The organism is Anaerotignum faecicola, assembly GCF_003865035.1.
Lineage (GTDB): Bacteria > Bacillota > Clostridia > Lachnospirales > Anaerotignaceae > Anaerotignum_A > Anaerotignum_A faecicola.
In genome coordinates this window covers 201,539-223,859 of record NZ_BHVZ01000014.1, presented here as the reverse complement: position 1 = coordinate 223,859, position 22,321 = coordinate 201,539, and the positions used below count along the sequence as shown (strand labels likewise).

General features: G+C 46.1%; 20 protein-coding genes, 3 tRNA genes and 1 pseudogene. 6 read left to right on the top strand and 18 right to left on the bottom strand.

Annotated features, from left to right (window positions below; genetic code table 11):
• Positions 1-18: 18 nt before the first annotated feature.
• The 6 genes from EJE48_RS11045 to EJE48_RS11020 form a co-directional block, all read right to left on the bottom strand.
• On the bottom strand, positions 19-495 hold the full coding sequence (locus tag EJE48_RS11045) for a PPC domain-containing DNA-binding protein (RefSeq protein ID WP_016407895.1): 477 nt from the start codon (positions 493-495) through the stop codon (positions 19-21).
• A 239-nt stretch (positions 496-734) separates the two neighbouring features.
• Complete coding sequence (locus EJE48_RS11040; RefSeq protein WP_016407896.1) at positions 735-1,502, bottom strand: MBL fold metallo-hydrolase; 768 nt, start codon at positions 1,500-1,502, stop codon at positions 735-737.
• A gap of 110 nt (positions 1,503-1,612) precedes the next feature.
• Positions 1,613-2,887 (bottom strand): TRAP transporter large permease, encoded by a 1,275-nt coding sequence (locus EJE48_RS11035; protein WP_118580795.1) that lies wholly within the window; start codon positions 2,885-2,887, stop codon positions 1,613-1,615.
• Positions 2,888-2,890: 3 nt separating this feature from the next.
• The gene (locus EJE48_RS11030) at positions 2,891-3,388 is read right to left on the bottom strand and encodes a TRAP transporter small permease (protein WP_016407898.1); all 498 of its coding nucleotides are present in this window, start codon (positions 3,386-3,388) and stop codon (positions 2,891-2,893) included.
• Positions 3,389-3,424: 36 nt separating this feature from the next.
• Entirely contained in the window at positions 3,425-4,429 is a 1,005-nt protein-coding gene (locus tag EJE48_RS11025; RefSeq protein ID WP_124984567.1) for a TRAP transporter substrate-binding protein, read from the bottom strand.
• 32 nt (positions 4,430-4,461) lie between these two features.
• Positions 4,462-5,208, bottom strand: coding sequence for an SDR family NAD(P)-dependent oxidoreductase (locus tag EJE48_RS11020; protein ID WP_118581212.1), 747 nt, complete (start codon positions 5,206-5,208; stop codon positions 4,462-4,464).
• A gap of 365 nt (positions 5,209-5,573) precedes the next feature.
• On the opposite strand from EJE48_RS11020, the gene EJE48_RS11015 reads away from it, so the two are divergent.
• Positions 5,574-6,236 carry a GntR family transcriptional regulator gene (locus EJE48_RS11015; RefSeq protein WP_160117367.1) on the top strand — a complete coding sequence of 221 codons (663 nt, stop codon included), beginning with the start codon at positions 5,574-5,576 and terminating at the stop codon, positions 6,234-6,236.
• Entirely contained in the window at positions 6,209-6,373 is a 165-nt protein-coding gene (locus EJE48_RS13000; RefSeq protein ID WP_160117366.1) for a hypothetical protein, read from the top strand. Before EJE48_RS11015 ends, EJE48_RS13000 begins: the two co-directional genes overlap by 28 nt.
• A 281-nt stretch (positions 6,374-6,654) precedes the next feature.
• Here EJE48_RS13000 and EJE48_RS11010 read toward each other — a convergent pair whose 3' ends face one another.
• Positions 6,655-7,455 carry an aldo/keto reductase gene (locus EJE48_RS11010; protein WP_118580801.1) on the bottom strand — a complete coding sequence of 267 codons (801 nt, stop codon included), beginning with the start codon at positions 7,453-7,455 and terminating at the stop codon, positions 6,655-6,657.
• A gap of 207 nt (positions 7,456-7,662) precedes the next feature.
• Here EJE48_RS11010 and EJE48_RS12995 point away from each other — a divergent pair, with 207 nt between their 5' ends.
• Positions 7,663-8,013, top strand: a complete 351-nt coding sequence (locus EJE48_RS12995; RefSeq protein WP_118580804.1) for a transposase — start codon at positions 7,663-7,665, stop codon at positions 8,011-8,013.
• A 20-nt stretch (positions 8,014-8,033) separates the two neighbouring features.
• Positions 8,034-8,852: pseudogene (locus tag EJE48_RS11000) on the top strand (IS3 family transposase); the annotation flags it as partial.
• A gap of 162 nt (positions 8,853-9,014) precedes the next feature.
• Here the strand turns inward: EJE48_RS11000 and EJE48_RS10995 are convergent.
• The 3 genes from EJE48_RS10995 to hcp all read right to left on the bottom strand — a co-directional run bounded on the left by EJE48_RS10995 (position 9,015) and on the right by hcp (position 15,581).
• Entirely contained in the window at positions 9,015-13,280 is a 4,266-nt protein-coding gene (locus EJE48_RS10995; protein ID WP_118580810.1) for a DUF3783 domain-containing protein, read from the bottom strand.
• A gap of 207 nt (positions 13,281-13,487) precedes the next feature.
• Positions 13,488-13,700, bottom strand: a complete 213-nt coding sequence (locus tag EJE48_RS10990) for a hypothetical protein (RefSeq protein ID WP_016406712.1) — start codon at positions 13,698-13,700, stop codon at positions 13,488-13,490.
• Positions 13,701-13,910: 210 nt separating this feature from the next.
• A complete protein-coding gene (gene hcp / locus EJE48_RS10985) occupies positions 13,911-15,581 on the bottom strand; it encodes a hydroxylamine reductase (RefSeq protein ID WP_118580813.1) in 1,671 nt (556 codons plus the stop codon).
• A 185-nt stretch (positions 15,582-15,766) separates the two neighbouring features.
• Here hcp and EJE48_RS10980 point away from each other — a divergent pair, with 185 nt between their 5' ends.
• The gene (locus EJE48_RS10980) at positions 15,767-16,351 is read left to right on the top strand and encodes a hypothetical protein (protein ID WP_118580816.1); all 585 of its coding nucleotides are present in this window, start codon (positions 15,767-15,769) and stop codon (positions 16,349-16,351) included.
• A 10-nt stretch (positions 16,352-16,361) separates the two neighbouring features.
• A complete protein-coding gene (locus EJE48_RS10975) occupies positions 16,362-17,435 on the top strand; it encodes a hypothetical protein (RefSeq protein WP_118580819.1) in 1,074 nt (357 codons plus the stop codon).
• Here EJE48_RS10975 and EJE48_RS13035 read toward each other — a convergent pair.
• From EJE48_RS13035 to EJE48_RS10935, 8 genes are all read right to left on the bottom strand, one after another.
• On the bottom strand, positions 17,422-17,706 hold the full coding sequence (locus tag EJE48_RS13035; RefSeq protein WP_330548511.1) for a hypothetical protein: 285 nt from the start codon (positions 17,704-17,706) through the stop codon (positions 17,422-17,424). The two genes, EJE48_RS10975 and EJE48_RS13035, sit on opposite strands and share 14 nt — an antisense overlap.
• A 126-nt stretch (positions 17,707-17,832) precedes the next feature.
• Positions 17,833-17,917, bottom strand: a tRNA-Leu gene (locus EJE48_RS10965).
• A gap of 175 nt (positions 17,918-18,092) precedes the next feature.
• Positions 18,093-18,177 (bottom strand) — tRNA-Leu (locus tag EJE48_RS10960).
• A gap of 168 nt (positions 18,178-18,345) precedes the next feature.
• Positions 18,346-18,430 (bottom strand) — tRNA-Leu (locus EJE48_RS10955).
• A gap of 81 nt (positions 18,431-18,511) precedes the next feature.
• On the bottom strand, positions 18,512-19,099 hold the full coding sequence (locus tag EJE48_RS10950) for a lysine exporter LysO family protein (protein ID WP_118580822.1): 588 nt from the start codon (positions 19,097-19,099) through the stop codon (positions 18,512-18,514).
• Positions 19,096-19,377, bottom strand: a complete 282-nt coding sequence (locus EJE48_RS10945) for a LysO family transporter (protein WP_016406706.1) — start codon at positions 19,375-19,377, stop codon at positions 19,096-19,098. The genes EJE48_RS10950 and EJE48_RS10945 overlap by 4 nt, the downstream gene beginning before the upstream one ends.
• 81 nt (positions 19,378-19,458) lie before the next feature.
• Positions 19,459-21,078: an ABC-F family ATP-binding cassette domain-containing protein gene (locus tag EJE48_RS10940; protein ID WP_016406705.1), complete on the bottom strand. Its 1,620-nt coding sequence runs from the start codon at positions 21,076-21,078 to the stop codon at positions 19,459-19,461.
• Between the two features lie 195 nt (positions 21,079-21,273).
• A complete protein-coding gene (locus EJE48_RS10935; protein ID WP_118580825.1) occupies positions 21,274-22,167 on the bottom strand; it encodes a hypothetical protein in 894 nt (297 codons plus the stop codon).
• Positions 22,168-22,321: the final 154 nt, after the last annotated feature.

Here is a 22,321-nt window from a genome sequence, read left to right as displayed (position 1 = left end):
TCATTCTTTTTATGTTTTTTATTTTTGCTTGGGTGCAAACAGAGGCACCCCGAGTTCCTCATCAAATCTTCTGCCCATAACCAGCCCATCCAGCTCCGCAATCACCATATCCGTGGTCAGCAGAACCTTTGTGCCTTCAATGAGATGACCGCCATGCCCTGTGCCGTGCTGGTCGCTCATGCTCATGTGTACATGAAGCAGAAGGTTGCCGTCATCATCGTGGCAGATCATGCCGGCTGCCGCAGTCAGCTCAATGGGACCATACAGAATCGTAGGTTCTCCGTAGCCGTATCCTGCTTTTTTATCCTTCAAAGGAACAGGATTACAAAAGGCTGCACCGTCCAGACTGCCAATCCCGCTGAGGATTACGCCGTTTTTAATATTTTCTGCTTTGCAAATCTCCTCGATGCCCTTCAAAACATCCATACCGGGCTTCAAGCGGAATGCAACGACTCTTTTTATGCTGCCTGCAGCATGTTCGATGGATTGCATCATTTGTATCTCTCCTTCTTTATTTTGTATTCTTTTTATTTATTTTGTATTCAAATTTTATCATTAGAATTTTTATGTGTCAATACAATACCGCCATTTTTTTCCTTTTTGGCGTAATTTACAGAATGTATTTCTGATTTTTATTTAAAATTCATAAAACTACTTTTGTATACAAAATGATGTCTAAAAAAAGAGGTTCTTGTCAGAATTTTTTATCACAAAACCTCAGAATCCTATTTTTCTTAAATCAGGCAGGTCTGTCCTTCCTCCATAAAGAACAGCGCATTTTCCTGCCTTCCTGCGCGCATTTCCTGCTCCACAATCTTCCGTATCATCATTTTATCCTCTCCTGCAAAGGGAATATGATAAACAATCTTCGTCTTTGTCTGCAATACGCCTGCCGCAAATAATGCCTTGCCCTCCTCGCTGTGGCTCATCAGCGGATTGACAAACACCGCATCCAGCGCCATGCCTCGTACCGCAGAAAAATCCTCCTGTGTGAAATCCACATCCGCCGTAAAAAGCAGCTTCTTCTCGCCGCACTCTAATAAATAACAGAAATGCGGCACATCCCAGTAAAGCTTATCCAGATGTCTGGTCTGAAAGGCACGGATACGAATCTCCTGCTCCGGACGAAAAACGGTTTTCCTGCATAATTCCCGATGCAGCAGAACACACGGAATCCCCATCCCCTCCGCCTTTTTCTGCAACGCCCGCAAGGCAGCAGAGCCGTCTCTCGGCATGAAAATCGCCTTCGGCTGCCGGTACTCCAGATATTCCGCCACCCTCTGCGGCGAAAAATGATCCCCATGCTCATGGGTAAACAGCAGATACTCAATACCCGCAAATTCTCCCTCGCCCGCCTTCAGCTTTTCCCATTGCCTTTCGGAAAGATTGCTGAAGCAATGTCCGTTTTCATCATAAATCCCGTCGATTAGCAGCTTCGTCCCCCGAAACTCCAGAAGCACCGCCGCATTTACCAGAAACGTTGCCTTTACCTGCTCCTGCATCTCTGTTCCCTCCTTCTGAAAAATGCTGCATACCCAAGCAGTATGCAGCATTTTCTTTTCTCAAAATTACATTTTCAGATCTATTTTACATCTTATTTATTTTTTACATCTTATTTAATCAATCCCGGCAGGAAGGTTGTAACCTGCGGAATATAAGTAACCAGCATCAGCACCACAACACCGATGAGCAGCATTGGCATAACCGATTTTAGCGTTTGCACAAAGCGTGCCTCGGCAATCTGGTTTGTCATCAGCAAGCAGATGCCGACCGGCGGTGTAACCAGACCGATACACAGGTTGAAGCTCATCATGATACCAAACTGCAAAGGGTCAATGCCAAACGCATCCAGCAGAGGCAGCAGGATAGGTGTCATCATGATAATCGCTGCATTTGCCTCCATCAGCATACCGATAACCAGGAACAGAATATTCAGCAGCAGCAGAATGACAACTGTACTATTGGTAAAGGAGCTGAATACCTCCAGAACCTGATGAGGCAGACCGGATGTTGTGATAACATAACCGGAGGATTTGGAAATCCCTACCAGCATCAGAATGGTTGCTGTAGAAATCGCACCATCCACGAAAATGCCGGGGATATCCTTAATCTTAATATCCTTATAAATCAGCAGGCTGACCAGAAGCGCATACACAACTGCAACCGCTGCGGATTCCGTTGGTGTAAAAATACCGCCGAAAATACCGCCCAGAATGATAACGGGCATCAGCAGAGCCCAGATACTGTCTTTGAAAATAAGCAGAACCTCTTTTGCAGATTTTCTCTCATGCGCAGGCAGGTCATTCTTCTTACCATAGAACAGCGCATAAATAATCAGACCGACTGCCATCAGGATACCGGGAATGACAGAGCCGACAAACAGCTTGGATACGGACAAATCCGTAATGCTCGCATATACGATCAATGTAATGGAAGGCGGGATGATAGGCCCCAGAATAGCCGCAATACCGGAAATCGCCGCTGCGAAATGGTCGGGATAGCCTTCCTCCTTCATGGCAGGAATGGTTGTGCCGCCAACCGCAGATGCCGTTGCAACACCGGAACCGGAAATCGCACCGAACAGCGCAGATGCCAGTACGGTAACAACCGCCAGAGAGCCTTTAATCCAACCGATCAAGGCATTGGAAACATCAATCAGCTTCCCTGTAATACTGCGAGACATAATATTCCCTGCCAGCATAAAGAACGGGATTGCCAGCAGTGAGCTGGAGTTCATGCCTGCAAAAAGCTTCTGTGGAAGCACGATAAACGGCATATCTGCCATATTCAGGGCAACCAGTGTGCCAATACCCAACGCAAGATAAATCGGAATACCCAAAATGGATAATACCAATAACAAAATAATTACAATCAAACCGGCATTCATGTGTTACGCCTCCCTTCTGCTTAATTCCGCAATTTCCACAAGCTGCTTCATAATAACCTCAATAGAGGTCAAGATCATCAATACTGCACCAATCGGCATACATGCATACGGCACAGACATCGGAATCTTCAAGCCGGCAGAAACATTCACTGCCGCTGCCTGACACAATACAACAGAATAACAGAACAGAAATGCCAGGAATACAATCCCTACGATGGTTGCAATCACTGTATAGATTGCCTTCGTTCTGGGCTTAAGAATACCGATAAACGCATCCACCTGCAAATGGCTGTTTCTTCTTGTGGCAATGGCTGCTGCTACCATAACATCATAGATAAACAGATACCTTGCCAGTTCCTCACTCCACGCATTGGACGCAGAAAAAACATATCTTAAAATAACCTGATAGGTAATGACAATAATCATGATTGCAACCGTTACCGCCAGAAATAATTTTTCTATCTTTTCAATTCCGTCCAGAAATTTTCCGTACCCTTTCATTCGATTCACCTCGATTTTAATGATTTTCCTTTGTATTTACTCCTCTTTGCCGACAGCACGAATCTTTGCTGCCCAATCTGCCAAATAAGGGAATTTTTCATCTGTAAAGTCCTTGAAATATTCGATAAACTGGTCTGTATCCACTTCAATAATATGGCAGCCCTTATCAATCAGCTCCTGCTCTGCTTCCTTTTCCTTCTGCAGCTGCTGTTCGCTGACAGTTACGCCTGCATATTCAGCTGCCTCCCGCACTGCCTGCTGAATATCCTCAGGTAATGCATCAAAGTATTCTCTATCCATGATGATAACGTTACTGCTGTAAACATGGTTTGTCTTAATCCAATATTTGCAGACCTCATCAAATGCATAGTTCAGGGAGTCCGTCATAGGGTTTTCCTGCCCGTCTACCGTCTTCTGCTGCAAAGCTGTATAGGTTTCTGTCATCGCAATGGGTGTAGGTGCTGCCTTCATCCATTTCCAGGTTTCCAGATACATCTCCAGATTTGGTGCTCTCAGCTTAAAGCCCTTGAAATCCTCGATATTTTTCATTTCCTTTGTTGCCGTTACGATACGGGGACCTCTGTATGTGCCGCCCAGCAGCTTAAAGCCGCTTTCCTCACCGACAGTCTCCTTGATTTCCTCGCCGACATCGCTGTTCCATGTTTCCATGAAGTGATCATAATCGCGGAACAGATACGGGGTTGCGTCAATATTCGCCATCGGGGTAAAGGTTGCCAGTGTACCTATTGATTCACACATCACGTTGGCAACGCCGAATTTCATCCCTTCCAGAACCTCAGAAGTTGTACCAAGGCTGCCGCCGCCATAAAGAACAACCTCTACTCTGCCATCCGTCAGTTCCTCTATCTTTTTCGCGAAGGCTGCGCCTGTATCGTAAGCATTGTCCCCTTCTGTGGAGTTCAATGCCATTTTCCATGTATATGTACCGTCATCATTGATACCCATACCATTATTACAGCCGGTCAAGCCCAATGCCGCAACAATGGCTGTCATTGCAATCGCCAAAATTTTCTTTTTCATGAAAATTCCTCCTCAACCTTTTCTTACCGATATCAGCCGTCCATTGTTACGCCACCGTCCACATCACTGATTTCACCGGTAGCAAAGCTTGCCAGATCAGATGCGTAGAACAGAACCATATTTGCAATTTCTCTCGGCTGTGCGCCTCGTCCCAAAGGAATGGTTGCGATAATCTTCTTTGTCTTTTCTTCTCCCATATTGGCAGTCATCGGTGTCATTGTCAAGCTGGGGCATACGCCGTTGCAGGCAACCCCATAAGGTGCGCCTTCTCTGGCAACTGCCTTTGTCAGCCCGATTACGCCTGCCTTGGATGCCGCATAGGCACTTGTTCCCAAAAGACCGCCGCCTCTTTTTGCCGCTACGGAGGCTACATTTACAATTCTGCCATATCCGTTTGCCTTCATAGAGGGATAAACTGCACTAATTGCAGTATAAACACCTGTCAGGTTAATGGCAATTACTTTATCCCATTCTGCCTGTGTTACCTCATCAAAGGGTACCGTGCTTACGATGCCTGCATTGTTGATCAGCCCATGTATCTGCTTAAAATCTGCAACAATTTTGCCAAATACCTCTCTGATTTCAGCACTGTTCGCCAGATTTACCTTGTAAGCAGAGGTTTTGTCCTTGCCCAGCTCCTCTCTGAGCTTTTCGGCTGCATCCAGATTCAGATCAACAATAATCGCATGACCGCCGCCTTCTACCACGCCGGTTACGATTGCTTTGCCGATGCCGCTCGCACCGCCTGTCACAATAATGTTCTTTCCTGTGAAATCCATACTTATTTCCCCTTTCGCTTTTGTATTGTTTTCGTTATTTTTGTATTCAATTTTTCTTTTTTGAATTTGTAATTTGATACTAATATTCATTTTTGCAAATGTCAATCCATTTTTTGTTAATTTTTAAAATTTCTTTATTTTTGTATATTTTTGCAAAAACGCATTTTTGCGTATTGCTAAAAACCAACTTTTTTGAATTGTCGAAATTTATCAAATTTTCACAGTTTTCTTATTTTGAAAGAAATCCTATTTTTTGTATACAAAATCTGCTTTTTGATGTATAATGATAAAAATTGTTTTTAAGGGGATACGCTCACATTTGTCGAGGTATGATTTATTTATTTTTTTATTTTAGGAGAGATAGTATGAAACCTTCAGATTCTTTACAGGATTTCGCTTATGAAGAAATTAAAAAACGAATTCAAAACGGGGAATACGCCCCCGGAACAAAATTAAATACGCAGGAAATATCCGATTCACTGGGCATCAGCCGCTCCCCTGTCCTTGCTGCAATCAACCGCTTGATTGCGCTTGGTCTGGTAGAGGCAACGCCGAGAAAGGGCACAACCGTTGCACAGCTTTCCGATACCCAGATTAGAAATATCATTGAAGCGCGTCAGATGATGGAGCTTTTCTGTGTAAAACTCTGTATCCGCAATATTGAGTATCACCCCAGCATCATCAAGGAGATGGAGACCGTTGTACAGGAATTTGAAACCGCACTGGAAGCCGGATATCCCGCTGCGGCAGAGCTGGAAACAAAATTCCATACCCTCTATATCTCCCTCTGTGGCAATCCGCAGATTATGAAGCTCTATGAATCCAACTGGAGCATCGGCACCATGTTTTATATGTATAGCGCAACCAACCTCCCTCTGGATCAGCTCAAAACCTCCTTCCATCAGCATAAAGAAATTCTCAATACGCTGAAGGCAAAGGACGAAGCCGCCTTACAGAAAATTATTGAAGAACACATGAGCATTGTTTATGAAACACTGGAATGGTATTCTCAGGCAGCCAAGCACTGATTCCCACAAGGATTGATTGCCCTTGCGCCATCGCAGCAGTAGAGCCTGTCAGCACAATGCAGCCGCCCGTATTGGTTGCCATGGCGGTTTATATCGGCAAAACCAGATTGATTGATAACTTCATTTACGAAGGCTGAGGATATAAAAACGGTCTGAACCGCAGGGTTCAGACCGTTTTAAGGTGTCGACAAAGTCGACCCCTAAGTCGAAATCAGGATTTCGACTTATTGAAACAGAAGAATAAACAGATGCGTTCCGGCGGTGGCAAGCACCTTGAAACGCCCTGTTTTCCTCGAGGGGGCAAAGCTCCCTCTGCGGATTCCATTCCGGAGAATACTTACCGTCCAAGAAGGGGCGGCAGGCAAAGCCTGCTTTGCGGAGCAAAGTAATGAGCTATTCGTTTCCCGAACCCTTCCGCTCAATACCACCCAAACAGGGTTTTTCCGCCATCCAATTTCTCAATTTTTTTCATATCCTCCTGCGAAATTTCAAAATCAAAGACAGCGAGGTTTTGTTTCATGCGCTCCTGATGGACGGATTTCGGAATTACCGCAATTTTATTCTGCACCAAATACCGCAGTGCAATCTGTGCAGATGTTTTTCCGTATTTGTTCCCAAGCTCCTGCAATAACGGCTCCGCAAAAATATTTTTTCTGCCCTCCGTAAAGGATGCCCAAGATTGCATTTGCGTTCCATGCTTTTCCATTTCCTTTTGCAATGCCAGCTGCGGATAGTACACATGGGATTCCACCTGGCTGACCGCAGGCACAATATCACAGGCGGCAACAAACGCCTGATATTTCTTTTCATTAAAATTGGAAATGCCGATTGCTCTTACCTTTCCTGCCCGATAGGCCTCCTTCATGGCTTCATACATTTCCAAAGCGGAATCATACGGCTCATGAATCAAAAGCAAATCAATATAATCCGTCTGCAATGCCTGCAGAGATTTTTCGATTACGGCCTTTGCTTTTTCGTAGGTAACGCAGGGACGGTACAGCTTTGTTGTAAGAAAGACCTCTTTTCTCTCCAGACCGCTTTCTTTTACCGCCTGCCCGACGATATCTTCATTTTCATACATTTGCCCTGTGTCAATCAGCCTGTATCCGCTGTCCAATGCGGTGAGAATCGTTTTCTTGCCTGCCTCTCCACGCACATCCCATGTACCAAAGCCAATCATCGGCAGCTGCACGCCATTATTTAAGGTTACATATTCCATCTGCGTTCCGACTCCTTCCCAATTCTATGATTCTGTCTATCCGCTTTCCGAAAGCCTGCCGAAAATATGCTTCTGTCACAAGCTTTCTCTTAAAATTTGAATAATCTCCTCTCGATTTAATACCTTATATCCCTAATGAAAGATAAGTGAACTGCACCCCATTTGTTAGACAGTATGATATACTATTTAGCAAGTGGGGTGATTTTTATGCCAAAAGGAGCACCAAACAAACGATATACTCCAGAATTTAAGAAACTGGTGGTAGAAACAATGCTGGAAGAAAAACTGAGCTACAGTGAAGCGGCAAGACAATTTGAAATAAATGATCACGGAATCATTCAACGTTGGGAGCGAATTTATCTCGAAGAAGGTTCAGAGGGGCTGGCTATCGAGCGTCGTGGACGCAAAAGCACCGGACGGCCAATGAAACTACAAAAAGAGGTAGAGGAGGATTTGATCGCAGGGGTGCAGCGATTGCGCGCAGAAAACGCATACCTAAAAAACTTGCAAGCCTTGGTTTTGGAAAACGAGCGACAGCATCACAGAAAACACAGGTGATTTAGAAACTAAGGCAAGAATTTTCACTGGCAATCCTGCTGGATGTCGCTCAACTGCCTCGTGCAACCTTTTACTATCATCTAAAACAACTGAAGAAAGCAGATAAATATCATTCTGTGAAAGAAGAAATCACTGCTATTTTCCATGAGAATAAAGGAAGATACGGTTATCGACGTATTACTGCAGAACTTCGAAATAGGAATATTTATTTAAATCATAAAACTGTTCAGCGTCTTATGCAGAAGTTGGGCTTAGTTTGCCGTGTCAGGATGAAGAAGTATCGTTCTTACAAGGGTGAAGTGGGCAAAATCGCACCAAATCTGTTAAATCGGAACTTCCATGCCGAAAAACCGAATCAGAAATGGGTCACGGATGTGACAGAGTTCAGCCTGTTTGGTGAGAAACTGTATCTGTCCCCAATTCTCGATTTGCACAGTAGCGATCTGGTCAGCTATACCATATCGGATCGTCCTGTGCTGCGCATGGTGACAACTATGCTGAACGAGGCATTTGCAAAAATTCCGGACGGAACAAATCACATTCTCCATTCTGATCAGGGCTGGCAGTATCAGCACAGGCAGTATCAACGGATGCTCCGGGAGAAAGGCATCCGGCAGAGCATGAGCCGAAAAGGGAATTGTCTGGACAATGCTGTGATAGAAAATTTCTTTGGACTGCTCAAGAGCGAACTGCTGTATTTGCAGGAATTTCAGTCCATGGAGCACTTCAAACAGGAACTCGTTGCATATCTGGATTACTACAACAACCGCAGGATCAAGGCAAAACTGAAGGGCTTGCCGCCTGCAATTCACAGACAACAAGCCCTTTCGGCTGCTTGAACAATTTTTACTTCAAAATATTTGTCTAACTTTTTGGGGTCAGTTCAATGCCCTATTTTACTCAAATCGAGTCTATTTTAACTCATAGAGTCAATCTTGACTCAACCTTTTCATAAAAAATAGTCTGAACCACAAGGATTCAGACCATTTTTATTTTCCGCTTTAGCCTTCCCTTACGAGCGTAACTGTTTTTTCCGCTTCATTCCAAGAAGTCTGTGCGCCAAGCGCATCCGCTACAAAGCGAACAGGCACATAGGTACGGCTATCCATGATGACAGGTGCAACGCCATATTTTTCAAGCGTTTTCCCAATCGTCATCTTAATTTCCTTTCCATCCAAAAGCAAGGTAACCTCTTTGCTTTCGCCGTTCCATGCAACCGCACCGCCCAAAGATTCTGTAATGAATCTGATGGGAACCAAGGTTCTGCTATTCTGAATCACGGGAGCCGCATCCTTTTGGGCGAGATTCCCGTTAACAGAAATGCTCTTTCTGCCAATCTGCATTTCGACGATTGTTTTCTCCTTTGCTTTTGTTTCGTTGTTTTCCTTCGTTTCCTCTACTTTTGTTTCGTTTTTCTGTGTTTTGGATTTTCTGCCGCCGGAGGAAGAACCGCCGCCGCTCTCCGGCTTGGCAGTCAGTGCTTTATAGGCATCCTGCAAGGCTTTTGTGGCATTGTTATATTCCTCTGCCGTCGCTTCAACCTTGGAAACCTCCTTTGCATCCGCCAAAACCTTTGCAAATGCCGCCCATTTCTCTGCGGAGTAATCCGCTTCCTGCAAAGCCTCTGCCTCTTTCACTGCATTTTTCAGTGCAAGCCAAGCCTGCATTACTTCATGCTCCTCTTCGATTTCACCAATCAGCTCTTTAAAGCTCCACTGCTTATTGGTTTCTGTCACTGTTGCCTTATGGTCAATCACCGCATCTGCCGCACGCATTTTTGCAAGAAACTGGTCAAGCTGTGTTTCGCTCAAGCCGCTCATCAGCATAAATTCCGCTGTGTAGCCACTGCCTGTAAATGCCTCTGCATCCCCTGCAAAGCCTTTGTACCCTGCAAGATATCCAACGGACTGGTTAATCTGGCTTTTTTCAACCGTAACTGCCTTAATTCCCATTTCCTCCAGAATTGCTCTGATTTTGCTGCCCTTTACGGTATCCGCACCGAGGTTGAACAGCAGTACCTTTGCTGCGGGGATTTCTTCCTCCGCACCAATAATGGGAACGGAATAGGAAAGATAATCCGCTTCCTCTCCTGCCCATTCGGGATGAGGCAGTCTAAGCTTTACAATCAATCGTTTTCCTGCCTCAAACGTATTCGCCTTAACGGGAATATTGATGGTTGTGAAATGCTCCTTGCTTGCTTTATTCGCATCACGCTGACCGATACGCTGTGTAATCGAGCTTTCATGCAACTCCTTCTTCTCAAATTCATCATCTGTATAGTCGGAGGGGAACTGATATGCTGTTACGTTGCAATAATAGTCGCTCATTTCCGTATAGCCTGCATCGTATGTCACTGTTACAGGAATGGTAGTATCTGTCACTCTGACTGCGGCAACATCAATAGAAACGGTAGGTGTTGCCCAATCGGGTGCCGCCTCAACGGTTTTCGCATTGGAATATACCACTTTGCTTACGCCGTTTTTCACAAGCGTCAGCTTAATCATCAGCTTGGAGCCTGCTTTCAGCGGCTTTACGCTTTCTCTAAAGCCCATGGTTGTTACGCCGGGGCTGTAAATGCTGCTTTCTGCCGCAATTTTTGCTTTGCTTTCATCCAATTCCTCGCCTGTGTAGTTATACAGTACATAGCTTACGGAATCATAATAATTTCTTTCAAAGTTCAGATAGGTTTCCATCTTTGTATCGCCTTCGGATACATGCTCCTCTCTGATATAAGCAGAGGGTTCTATAATCTGAGGGGGTGCCTGAATGGTTTTTGCATCGGAGATTTTTACCACTTCGCTTTCGCCGCCTGGCAGCGTAAGCACCGCAACGATTTTATCTCCTGCCGTCAAATCATTGGTAAATGTAATTTTACTGCTGTATGCGGAAGGCGTTACCGCACCGGAATACAGCAAAGCATTTCCTACATTTGCACTGTCAAATGCACCACCATAGCGGTAGGTATACAGCTTCAAATTGCCTGTAAGCGCATTGTCGAAATCCGCCTTTACATAAAGATTCTTATCCGTAGAAAGAATTTTGGAGGAGGTAATTTCAACAGAAGGCTCTTTTACCACCTTGCCACCAATCAGAATATAAACCTTATCATCACTGTAATGGGTTCTGCCAGTGTCAACATCATATTTGTAAAGATATACCAATACATATTTTTCAGGCGTAAGATTTCCCTTTACATCAAAGGTATAGCTGCCGCTTCCCGTAAAGCTCTGACTCTTGAGGGATGCCGCATCATCCGGATGTGTATTGTTTCTGTCTGCAAGCCTTACAAACACATAGCCGCCCTTATAGCTGTCATATCCGTTTACGGAAACCGTAATGCTTTCCGTATCTGCTGTGAGTGCTTCGGGGGAAACGCTGATGCTGTCCCCTTCCGCTTTCGCTTTTACCGTAAAGGCTGTGCCGGGGTAATAATGCGTTTTATCTTCATCATCAACATAATAGATATAAGGAATAATCACATCCCCTGCCGTTAAAGCCTTTGTAATAGTGATTTCTACATTATCCCCACTGATAACAGGACTTTTACTGCCGACAGAAACGGGGTCTCCATATACATCAGCGTCTCCGTTTTCTTTTGCTTTATATAGGATAATCATTCCCTTGCCGGAGGGGATTAAATCCGTTTTGCTCACCGCAAGACTTACCTTGGTATCCCCTTCATATACATTCCCGTTCACAATCAGTACGGGCTTTTCCATCTCTGTCTCCAAAACAACGGGAACCGCATTGGAATATGCAACAACCGTTCCGCCCTTCATCAGCACTGCCGCAACATATTTGCCTGCTGCCAATTCCTTTTTTATAGCGGAATTTTTCTCTACCGAAACCGTTCCTGCTTCGGAAACACTCTTGTTGCCGAAAAATTCCCAATCGTCCCCCTGTACCGCATCCGCAGACGCATATTGTCTGATGATAAGGTTAGAGCCTTCTTCCACATCACCGGCAACCACAACGCTTACTGCGCTCGCACCTGCCTTAATTTTATCTGCGTTGATTTTCACTGTCGGCGCAACAGGCACAGCAGGAATCAAAACGGAATCATCAGGGATGCTCTCCGCCTCATAGTCATTGCCTTTGGGGATATACAGCGCCGTATTCTGGTTCCAATATACAACGGCACGCACACGATAGCCTGCCAGAAGCGGTTCCTCCAGATTGATTTCATAGTTTGTCAGATTTTTCGTAAACTGCAGCGGAATCGTCAATCTGCGCATATAGCTGCCTTCAAAGTCGAATGTTTTATCCTGCGGATATTGCTGGATGGAAACTGTCATATTGAAATCTACATTTTCATCCTTTGCGTATGCAAGCAATCTCTCATCTGCGGAAAAATTGATGTGCAGCTTGGTATCGCCTGCTTTTAAATCCGTATCCGCAATGCTTACCTCGGGCCATGTGTAATCCCGAAAGCCCTCGCCGTTTTTATCCACAACCGTAAGCTCACGGGATTGCTTTTGCTTGTAAAAAACATCATTCTTCGTTTCTGCAACAGGCACATTCAGATAAGCGCATACCTTCTGCCCCACCTTCAAAGGGAGAAGGGACCCTGCGAAATTACAGGTATAGCTTTTTCCGTTTTCCACCCGTACCGAATAAAGCTGCTTTGTGGCGGTGCTGTCGGGATCAAAGACTGTATTTGCGGGGTATACCGCAACAATCATGTAGCAGCTTTTCACACTGCTGTGCAGCTTCACATTTGCCGTAAGGGATGTTGCATCCTCTGTAATTTTTCCGTCTGCAAAACCATCTATTGTTACCTCGCAGCCTGCCAAAATTTCCGCCTGTGTCGGTTTGGTTGTTTCTCCGCCGGAAGAACCTTCGGAGGCAGTGACCGTAATCGGTGCAGAAGTATATTCCTGCATTTCACCGCTTGATCTATCATGCAGTACCGCTATTACCTCTTTGCCTTCCGTTGGTGCTGTTGTAAGCGTAATCGTATTACTTCCTTCGTTCAAAGCTGTATATCCAATCACACCGCTCAAGTCCGTATAGCTGAAAAGTTTAGTCGTGTCATACTCTTCTCCGCTGTCAAGCTGTATGACCTTTGCAAAGCCGGTTGTAATACCTTGTGCAAGTGTAACCTCAATCGATTTTGTATTCGGTGTAATGGTGCTTGTTGTGATGGAAATTCCCTGTTCCTGCGCAAATGCCGAAGCTGCCGCAAAAGGAACTGTCGAAATTGCCATAATAAGTGCAACAAGCAGACTGAATACTCTTTTACTGATGCTGCTGTAAATTGTTTTCATTTTCCTCCACCCTTCTCTAGTGATTTTTATATTGTTAGCTGCGGCTAACTAAATTCCATTATAATTTGCCTCTTTTTCATTTGCAACCGCTTTTTTCCTTCTTGATAAGTGTTCTCATTTTGGCACTGCAATAAAAAAATACCCTCCCTGCCATTTGGCAAAGAGGGTATCCTCCATTTAACAAATCAATTTTATTTTACGAATGTTTCACAAAAGCGCCTCAGCATAGATGCCACCCTGAGATACATCTACTTCTTCCTTGGGTGCTTCCTGCGGCTCTGTTTTTCCTTCTTCCTTGCCCTCTGCGGCACCCTCATTTACCTCCGCCGCTGCGTTTGTTTCCTCAGCAAGCGCCGACACAGACGTAAGAGAAAGCGCTATTGTCACGCACACCAACTGACTGATTAGCTTTTTCTTCATAAAATCCCTTCCTTCTCTTGTGTCCTTCCATCAAGCAATATCCTGCGAACGCTGTATTTTTCGACAAAACCCGCGAAAATACTGCATTTGCCAAAATTATAGCAGATTCTTTTCGCAATGAACATCCTACCAAAGTATGAGACGGCAACCTTATTTTTTCGCCGTTTTTGTAATAAAAAAATCGGCTTCCGCCGAAACCGATTTTTCTTCTTACATATTCTGCTTCAAGCAGGTTTTGATATCATCCTCGGGGTTGCTGACAGCACGCAAATCAAAGGTATCCACCAGATACTGCAGCACATTCGGGCTTAAAAATGCAGGCAGTGTCGGCCCCAAATAAATGCCCTTCACGCCAAGGCTCAAGAGTGCCAGCAAAACCGCCACCGCCTTCTGCTCATACCACGAAAGAATCATGGACAGCGGCAAGCCGTTCACATCCGTCCCAAAGGCATCTGCCAAAGCCGTTGCAATGCGGATGGCGGAATAGGCATCGTTGCACTGCCCCACATCAAGCAATCTCGGCAGACTTGCCACCTCGCCGAACTCCAGCTTATTAAATCTGTATTTGCCGCACGCCAAGGTTAAAATGATACAATCCTGCGGCACCTTTTTCGCAAATTCCGTATAATAATTTCGCCCCGGCCTTGCGCCGTCACAGCCGCCAATCAAAAAGAAATGTCTGAGCTTTCCGCTCTTGACCGCCTCCACGATTTTATCGGCATAGCCTAATGTGGCATGATGCCCGAAGCCGACCAAAATTTCATGTGCCTCCTCATCCTCGGGATAGCCGCCCAATTCCAACGCCTGCGCAATGATTTCGCTGAAATCCTTCTCGCCGTTTTCCTTCTTGCCGATATATTTCACGCCCTCCCAGCCGACCACATTCGTGCTGTAAATACGGTCCTTGTAGCTTTCTCTCGGGCGCATCAGGCAGTTGGTTGTCATCAAAATACACCCCGGCAGATTGTCGAACTGCTTTTGCTGATCCTGCCACGCACCGCCGAAATTCCCGACCAAGTGCGGATATTTTTTCAAGCCCTCGTAGCCATGGCAGGGCAGCATTTCCCCATGCGTATAAATATTGATGCCCTTGCCCTTCGTCTGCTCCAAAAGCATTTCCAAGTCCTTCAAATCATGCCCGGAAACCACGATAAACGGACCTTTTTTCATGTGAACATCAACGGTATGCGGAGAAGGATTGCCGTAAACCTCGGTGTTTGCCTCGTCCAGCTTCTGCATAACGGCAATCGCCATCTCGCCTGTGCGCATCGTCAAGCGAATCAGCTCCTCTACCGTCAGGGTATCATCCGTAATTGCCTCCAATGCCTCGATATAGAAATTGTCCACCTCGTCACTGTAATACCCCAGCTCCCTCGCCTGATGCCCGTAGGCACTGATGCCCTTCAAGCCATACAGCACCGTCTGCCGCAAGGAGCGGATATCGGGATCTAAATCCTCATACATAATGCCTGCCATGGGTGCATCCTTGAGCATTTCGGTTTTGGTTTCGGGGAGGGTATAGGTAACGTGTGCCGTATGATTGTCAATCTCCCCTGTCATGCCTTTCAGCGTATCCTTGATTTCCTGCGATTCCTTCAGCAGCTCCACATGAACCGCCTCATCAAAGTTTACATTCGTCAGCGTGGTAAACAGCACATTTTCGATAAAGCGAATCACGCTTTTGTCAATCTCCTTCCCCTGCGCAAGCAACGCCTTGCCGTAACAGCTGATACCCTTAATTTGAAAAATCAGCAAATCCTGCAAATTGGCAACCTCCGCCGTTTTTCCGCAAACGCCCAGCTTCGTACAGCCCTTACCATTTGCCGTCTGCTCGCATTGATAGCAAAACATTTCATAGCCTAAATCCATATTGTTGCTCATAAATCAACCGTCCCTTCTTTTCCTTTTGCAAGCTAGTGTTTCCCAACAAATGGAGATTATACGCAACCCGAAGCAGGAATCCGCCTGTTAAAATAATATACAAATTTTTTCCAATCCTACTTTAGTAGGATATACAAAAAGAATTTTTCCCGCTATAACGAATGTGAAATCACAATTAGAATTTTATGATTTTCACGGAAAAGGAGGAACGAGATGGGAAGACACACTTTTACCCAAAAATTCCTGCCTCTGGCGCTGGCGGCGCAAACGGCGTAATGCTGGATAGCAGCCTAAGCGTGAAAAAGACGGTAACCGCCACAGGGGTAAAAGCGCCCACCATCACAGGCGGCAGCAGTGGTGGTGGTGGTGGCACAGCATCCACACCGAAGATTGCAATCAACGGTTTGAAGAACCCCATCGGTGAGATTCAGATGAATGTCGGCGACCTCAAGGACGAGACAGAGGCGAAAAAATCCCTGCCGAGCATGGTAACGCTGTTGGTGGATAACAAGAAAATCAAGGATGTTACGGCGAAAATCAAAAATGGTGCCTTCGATGGAAATACCGCGGGCAGCTATACCTTTGTCGGGACGGTAAAAATCCCCGAGGGCTACGCCTACAGCAACGGCACACTGACCGCAAAAGCCACCATTACGGTTGTGGCAAACAATGCAACGAAGAAACAACTGCCAACGGACACCATTGTGCAGTATGGACGAATAGAGTCGTACACTGAGATTGACAAGGAAATAAAAGCAGACAGCACTTAATGCGGCATGGGTGCAGTTGGATAGAACCACAAATTCGGAAGCCGAGGCACTGGCGAATCCGGACAAAATCTATCTGCTGCCGACAAACGACGACGAAAGGAATGTTTCTCAAGGGGTAAAATATGTGCAGGAAAGCGTACAGCTGACCGTTACGGCACTAAATTATACGGATTCCAACGGTAGCACGGTGAACTTGGGCCAAGAGGTTGCGACTTACACCTGCACAGTCGGGGCACCGGTCAGCAAAGCAGACGAATTACCCACACTGCTTACCTCCGGCAAAGATAAAGCTAATGTCCATATTCGCCTGAAAGGCACGGGAACCGCTTCTGTGATTACAGTGTCCGATGAAGCAGACATAAGCGCGGAAGAGACCGTCAATTCTAGCAATTCCGGATTGTTTCAAGATTCTATCTCCGTGGGATCAGCCACTACGGAAACAGATACCACTCCACCAAATTTTGTTGTATTTTTAGGCATGACAGTCACATCGGAGCAGCTTCCTGCGGTTGCAGTGAATAGCTTCGATAGAGAGGAAAAGAACCCCCACAAAACAACCTCAGTGACATTTACCATCCCGTCCGACAAAGTTTCCCTCACGAATGAGGGGAAAACAGCCGGCTGGTATATCCCGCAGGGTGGCTTGAAGCTGACAGCGGAGGATGTGCGGGTGTACCAACCCAAGGTTCTTGCCGAAAAAGCTAGCGTTGCGGATACAACAGTGACAGTGCCGCTCCAAGTTCTGTTTCTGAATGAGGGTAAGACTCTGAATGTGGCTCTTGTACCAACGAGCACAACATCCTACGACGGCAAAGACAATAATGCAATTTCCGGCACAGATATGCGCAATACGGAAAGTAAAGAGCAGCATTACTACTTCGCCCTATCCGGCAGCCAAAAGTACGAGTACCGTATACCCATCAGGTGCTATACGGCAACATTCGACAATGTCACAGCAGGTACCTATGCTGTTTGGGTTCAGGTTGATGACACGGATACGTGGGTCAAGGTAGGGGATAGCATAACTGTCTGCAATACGGCAGGCGGGGATTCCGATAACACCGGGAATCCTACCACCGAATAATCGCAAAATTCAAAAAGGCAAGGGAATCCTTTGATTCCCCTGCCTTTTTCTTTGCACTTACGCCATCGCAGCAGAGCAAAAAGCGCGCAGCACCTACGAATATCTCATCGACCTGACGGATGACCCCGATGTGCTCGCGCCACTGCGCTTCCTGCGAGAACGGGAAATCGTGCATTTCCAGCGTTTCGGAGAAGCTCTGGACTACGCCAGAGATTATCTGAAGCAGCAGCATTATTTTTTCATGCAGAAAAACGGCTGCAACAGCTGACAAATCATAGACACCGATAAATCGGTGGTATGCACTGCATTCCTATTTCAGGCAGCCGCTAAAGGTATGTCTTATTCTGCCGGCATAAAAAAAGACCATCGATTTCTCGATGGTCTTTTCCGCAATTACTGCGGATGACAGGACTTGAACCTGCACGGGCGCAATGCCCACTAGAACCTGAATCTAGCGCGTCTGCCAGTTCCGCCACATCCGCACAACTTAGTGTGCTTGACTATAATACCGTATCAAAAAGAGTTTGTCAACACCTTTTTTGAAATTTGTTCACAAAAAAATACATTCTTTTTCAAATCGAAATTCCTTCGTTTTTTACATAATAATTTTACATAAAAAAAGACCACCGATTTTCTCGATGGTCTCCTCCGCAATACTGCGGATGACAGGACTTGAACCTGCACGGGCGCAATGCCCACTAGAACCTGAATCTAGCGCGTCTGCCAGTTCCGCCACATCCGCACAACTTAGTGTGCCTGACTATAATACTGCATCAGAAGAAAAATGTCAAGCATTTTTCGATAAAATTTTTTCTTTTTTTTAAATCTTTCTTTTATCTCCGGAAATACAACTTCTTTTTGGAGAATAAAAAAGACCACTGCAATCCACAATGGTCTTTTCCGCAATTACTGCGGATGACAGGACTTGAACCTGCACGGGCGCAATGCCCACTAGAACCTGAATCTAGCGCGTCTGCCAGTTCCGCCACATCCGCACATCTCAGTGCGCTTGATTATAATACCGCACCGAAACACTTTTGTCAACACATTTTTTATATTTTTTTCATTTTTCTCTTTTACAGGAACAGCGGCACCAAAAGCGGCACCAGAAGCGTACACACAATGCCGTTCACAAAGGCAAGCACAGCAATCGTACCGTTCGTGTTCTTGCTGATAATGCCCAAGGTGGTATCCATAGAGGTAGCCCCTGCCGGCGCAATGGCGGAATAATAATTCAAATGGCTTGCCACAAACGGCACAATGACAAACGTCAGCATTTCACGAAACACATTTGCGAGAAACGCAATCGTACCGCCGACGGGGTTGCCTGCCTCCGTAATCAGCACGCCGGAAAGGCTATACCAGCCCAAGCCTGCGGAAATCGCCAAGCCCTCCTTTGCAGGCAGGGAAAGCAAAAAGGCAGTCACCACACCGCCGCAAAGGGAGCCGAGCGCAACCCCGAACGGAATCAGCAAAATCCGAAAGCCCAATTCCCTAATGCGTGTGAAAACAGCCTTATTCAGCCCTGTATCAATCCCGACGGAAAACAAAAGGAGCAGCAGCATATGGGTGGATGCGCTATCCAGAAAGCCGCTCACATCCGCAGGCATCAGGTATCCTGCCCCAACGCCAAGCACCAGAACAATCAAAATCACAAGGCTCATTTCTTCCCCTCCTTCTCCAAAAACAGCGTGGAAAGAATATAAACCACAGCAATACTGCCAATCGCCGTCATCACTGCAAACAGCACTGCCTTACCACCCAAAAGCGGCAGGCTTCTGACCACCTCACCATTTCTGCCGATACTCACGCCCATGCAGAAAATCAAAAGCAGCAGCCAAACCGTCTGCAATCTGCTGTTCCAGCGGATTCCCCTCTCCCGAATCCAACCTTGATAGCCAATCAAAACCCCTAATCCGATTGCCAAAAAGATATATCTCATATTTCATCCCTCCAAAAGCTGCCCCTACGCAAAGCGCAGAGGCAGTAAGCTTACAGAACTTATTTTTTTAGCATATCCCGTTTAGGATAATTTTTCGCGGATTGCGTCAATGCTTTCATCCTCGATATATTCGTCATAGGTCATCTGTCTGTCGATGATGCCGCCGGGCAGGATTTCAATGATTCTGTCTGCAATGGTCTGCACAAACTGATGGTCGTGGGAATCAAACAGCAGTGTCCCCTTATACTCCGTCAGCCCTTCATTCAGTGCTGTAATAGATTCCAGATCCAAATGGTTGGTAGGCTCATCCAGAATCATCACATTTGCGCCGCTCATCATCATCTTGCAAAGCATACATCTTACCTTTTCACCACCGGAAAGCACGCCGGCCTCCTTCAGCGCTTCCTCACCACTGAACAGCATTCTGCCCAGCCAACCGCGAATATCGGAATCGTATTGCTCGCCTTCCTTTGCAAAGGGACGCAGCCATTCAATCAGGCTGTCCTTGTTGCCCTCAAAATATTCTGTGTTATCCTTCGGAAAATATGCGGTTTTTGTAGTAATTCCCCATTTAAAGCTGCCCTCATCCGGCTCCAGCTCGCCCATCAGAATCTGGAACAGCGTAGTTCTTGCGATTTCATCCTTGCCGACAAAGGCAACCTTTTCGTGCGGGCGAATCATAAAGCTAACATCATTCAGCACCTTCTTGCCGTCAATGGTTTTGGAAATCCCATCCACCAAAAGCACATCGTTGCCGACCTCTCTGTCCTGCTTAAAGCTACAGAAGGGATATCTGCGGCTGGAAGGCTTAATGGTATCCATCTGCAGGTTATCCAACAGCTTCTTTCTGGAGGTTGCCTGCTTTGCCTTGGAGGCATTCGCACTAAAGCGCTGGATGAAGTCCTGCAGCTCCTTAATCTTCTGTTCCACGCGCTTATTCTGATCCTTCAGCTGACGCTGTGTCATCTGGGTATAGCTGTACCAGAAATCATAGTTGCCGACAAACATGGTAATCTTGCCATAATCGATATCCGCAATATTTGTGCAGACCTTATTCAGGAAATGACGGTCATGGGAAACCACGATAACCGTATTTTCAAAGTTCATCAGGAAATCCTCCAGCCATTTGATCGCATGAATATCCAGATGGTTGGTAGGCTCGTCCAGAAGCAGAATATCGGGATTGCCGAACAATGCCTGTGCCAGAAGCACCTTCACCTTCTGTCCGCCTGTCAGCTCCTTCATCTTCGCATAATGGAATTCATTCGTAACCCCCAGACCGTTCAGCAGCATTTCCGCATTGGATTCCGCAGCCCAGCCGTCCAGCTCCGCAAATTCACCCTCCAGCTCTGCCGCCTTAATGCCGTCCTCGTCTGTGAAGTCCTCCTTCATATAAAGTGCGTCCTTCTCCTTGCGGATATCATACAGTCTTTTATGCCCATATAACACGCACTCTACCACATCAAACTCATCAAACAGGAAATGGTCCTGCTTCAGAACTGCCATTCTTTCCCCGGGGGTGATGAATACAGAGCCCTTATTGGGTTCCAACTCCCCTGCAAGAATTTTCAGAAATGTGGACTTACCGGCACCATTGGCACCAATCAGTCCATAACAGTTGCCCTTTGTGAAATTGATATTCACATCGTTGAAAAGTACTCTGCCGCCATATTGGAGGCTGACACCCTGTGCAGCGATCATGTTTTTCTCTCCTTTTTCTCATTCCATTTTTTATTACGCTACGGCACCTTCGCCGCCATGTTCAAAAAACAAACTAAATTTGATTATAACACGAATGTCATGCAAAATAAAAGCCCTATTCCCATAAAATCCACTGAAATCAAAGAAAAACCCGCCCTGCGCTATGCAAAACGGGTTTTTGTTGTCTCTTATTTCTTATTTATCGGATTCCAACATGGAAATCTCTCTTTCATAATTGATAGCACTGCTCTTGACCTCATCCGGAATCTCTCCCGCCTTCACATTGCCCAGCTGTGTCAGCTCGGAGGAAATGCGGTAGGTTTGCACGGTGATACCACTGCTTTCATTATCACTGCTCAGCTCCGAAAGCACATTATTCGTGACCTTTTCCAAGGCCTGCGCCAGATCTATTTCATAGGAAATCGGCGCGCCTGTTTTTTTGTCCAACACAAAGGTAACAGGCACATCCCCTGTACCCTTGAAATAAACCTCAGAAAGGCTGCTCATGCCTGCAATCTGGAAGAAACGTCCTGCCGCCTCCACATCATACAGCTTTTCCGCAGAGATATCCGCAGAAATGACAGCCTTGCCGCCGTTCTCCTGCATGGTGCAGTTTTCTGCCGCCGCAAGCAGGGTTTCCATGTTTTCCGCCGTGTTGTAAATCTGCACGCTGTTCATGGCATCGGTTTTCTGCAAGGTCATTTCCGTCCATTGTCCGTCATAATTCATGTATTGATTCACGCCATCCTCGTTCTTTTCCTCTTCGCCCTTTTGCAGATAAAGAATGTACCTCTGGCTGCCATTATCAAAGCCCATATCCGTATCCACTTTCATATAAAGCGGCTCCTTCACGAAGGTTACGGTTCCCTTCGTAGTCATGCTGCCCCTTCCTGCGTTGTTCATTGCAATCGTGGCATCAAAATTCGCCGTAAAGCTGTCCTGTCCTGCAAGTGCCGTTTTTGCCGCCTGCACATATTCCTCCGCAGAGCCGAGCGCCGCCTCCTGTGTACCTGCGCCACAGCCGGATAAAACCAGACAGACAATAATAAAAGTCATACCCAATCCTCTGCTTTTTCTTTGTTTCTTCATAGGGATTCCTCCTTCATGCCTTCGCGCCGCAGCCCGACAAAAGGCAACAGAACACCGCTTTTCTCAATCCGATTGTAGCGTAAATCTCCACTCATTGCAAGTAAGTTCCCCCTTTCTTCATAAAATTCTAAGAAAATTGTAAGAATTGAGGGAT

Bases quoted from the DNA above. Each gene is read 5' to 3' on its own strand.
- EJE48_RS10935 (WP_118580825.1), bottom strand. From the start codon at position 22,167: ATGAAGAAACAAAGAAAAAGCAGAGGATTGGGTATGACTTTTATTATT.
- EJE48_RS11045 (WP_016407895.1), bottom strand. From the start codon at position 495: ATGATGCAATCCATCGAACATGCTGCAGGCAGCATAAAAAGAGTCGTT.
- EJE48_RS10995 (WP_118580810.1), bottom strand. From the start codon at position 13,280: ATGAAAACAATTTACAGCAGCATCAGTAAAAGAGTATTCAGTCTGCTT.
- EJE48_RS11010 (WP_118580801.1), bottom strand. From the start codon at position 7,455: ATGGAATATGTAACCTTAAATAATGGCGTGCAGCTGCCGATGATTGGC.
- EJE48_RS10950 (WP_118580822.1), bottom strand. From the start codon at position 19,099: ATGAGCCTTGTGATTTTGATTGTTCTGGTGCTTGGCGTTGGGGCAGGA.
- EJE48_RS11015 (WP_160117367.1), top strand. From the start codon at position 5,574: ATGAAACCTTCAGATTCTTTACAGGATTTCGCTTATGAAGAAATTAAA.
- EJE48_RS12995 (WP_118580804.1), top strand. From the start codon at position 7,663: ATGCCAAAAGGAGCACCAAACAAACGATATACTCCAGAATTTAAGAAA.
- EJE48_RS11035 (WP_118580795.1), bottom strand. From the start codon at position 2,887: ATGAATGCCGGTTTGATTGTAATTATTTTGTTATTGGTATTATCCATT.
- EJE48_RS10990 (WP_016406712.1), bottom strand. From the start codon at position 13,700: ATGAAGAAAAAGCTAATCAGTCAGTTGGTGTGCGTGACAATAGCGCTT.
- EJE48_RS11025 (WP_124984567.1), bottom strand. From the start codon at position 4,429: ATGAAAAAGAAAATTTTGGCGATTGCAATGACAGCCATTGTTGCGGCA.
- EJE48_RS11040 (WP_016407896.1), bottom strand. From the start codon at position 1,502: ATGCAGGAGCAGGTAAAGGCAACGTTTCTGGTAAATGCGGCGGTGCTT.
- EJE48_RS10940 (WP_016406705.1), bottom strand. From the start codon at position 21,078: ATGATCGCTGCACAGGGTGTCAGCCTCCAATATGGCGGCAGAGTACTT.
- EJE48_RS10980 (WP_118580816.1), top strand. From the start codon at position 15,767: ATGATTTTCACGGAAAAGGAGGAACGAGATGGGAAGACACACTTTTAC.
- EJE48_RS11020 (WP_118581212.1), bottom strand. From the start codon at position 5,208: ATGGATTTCACAGGAAAGAACATTATTGTGACAGGCGGTGCGAGCGGC.
- EJE48_RS11030 (WP_016407898.1), bottom strand. From the start codon at position 3,388: ATGAAAGGGTACGGAAAATTTCTGGACGGAATTGAAAAGATAGAAAAA.
- EJE48_RS13000 (WP_160117366.1), top strand. From the start codon at position 6,209: ATGGTATTCTCAGGCAGCCAAGCACTGATTCCCACAAGGATTGATTGC.
- hcp (WP_118580813.1), bottom strand. From the start codon at position 15,581: ATGAGCAACAATATGGATTTAGGCTATGAAATGTTTTGCTATCAATGC.
- EJE48_RS10945 (WP_016406706.1), bottom strand. From the start codon at position 19,377: ATGAGATATATCTTTTTGGCAATCGGATTAGGGGTTTTGATTGGCTAT.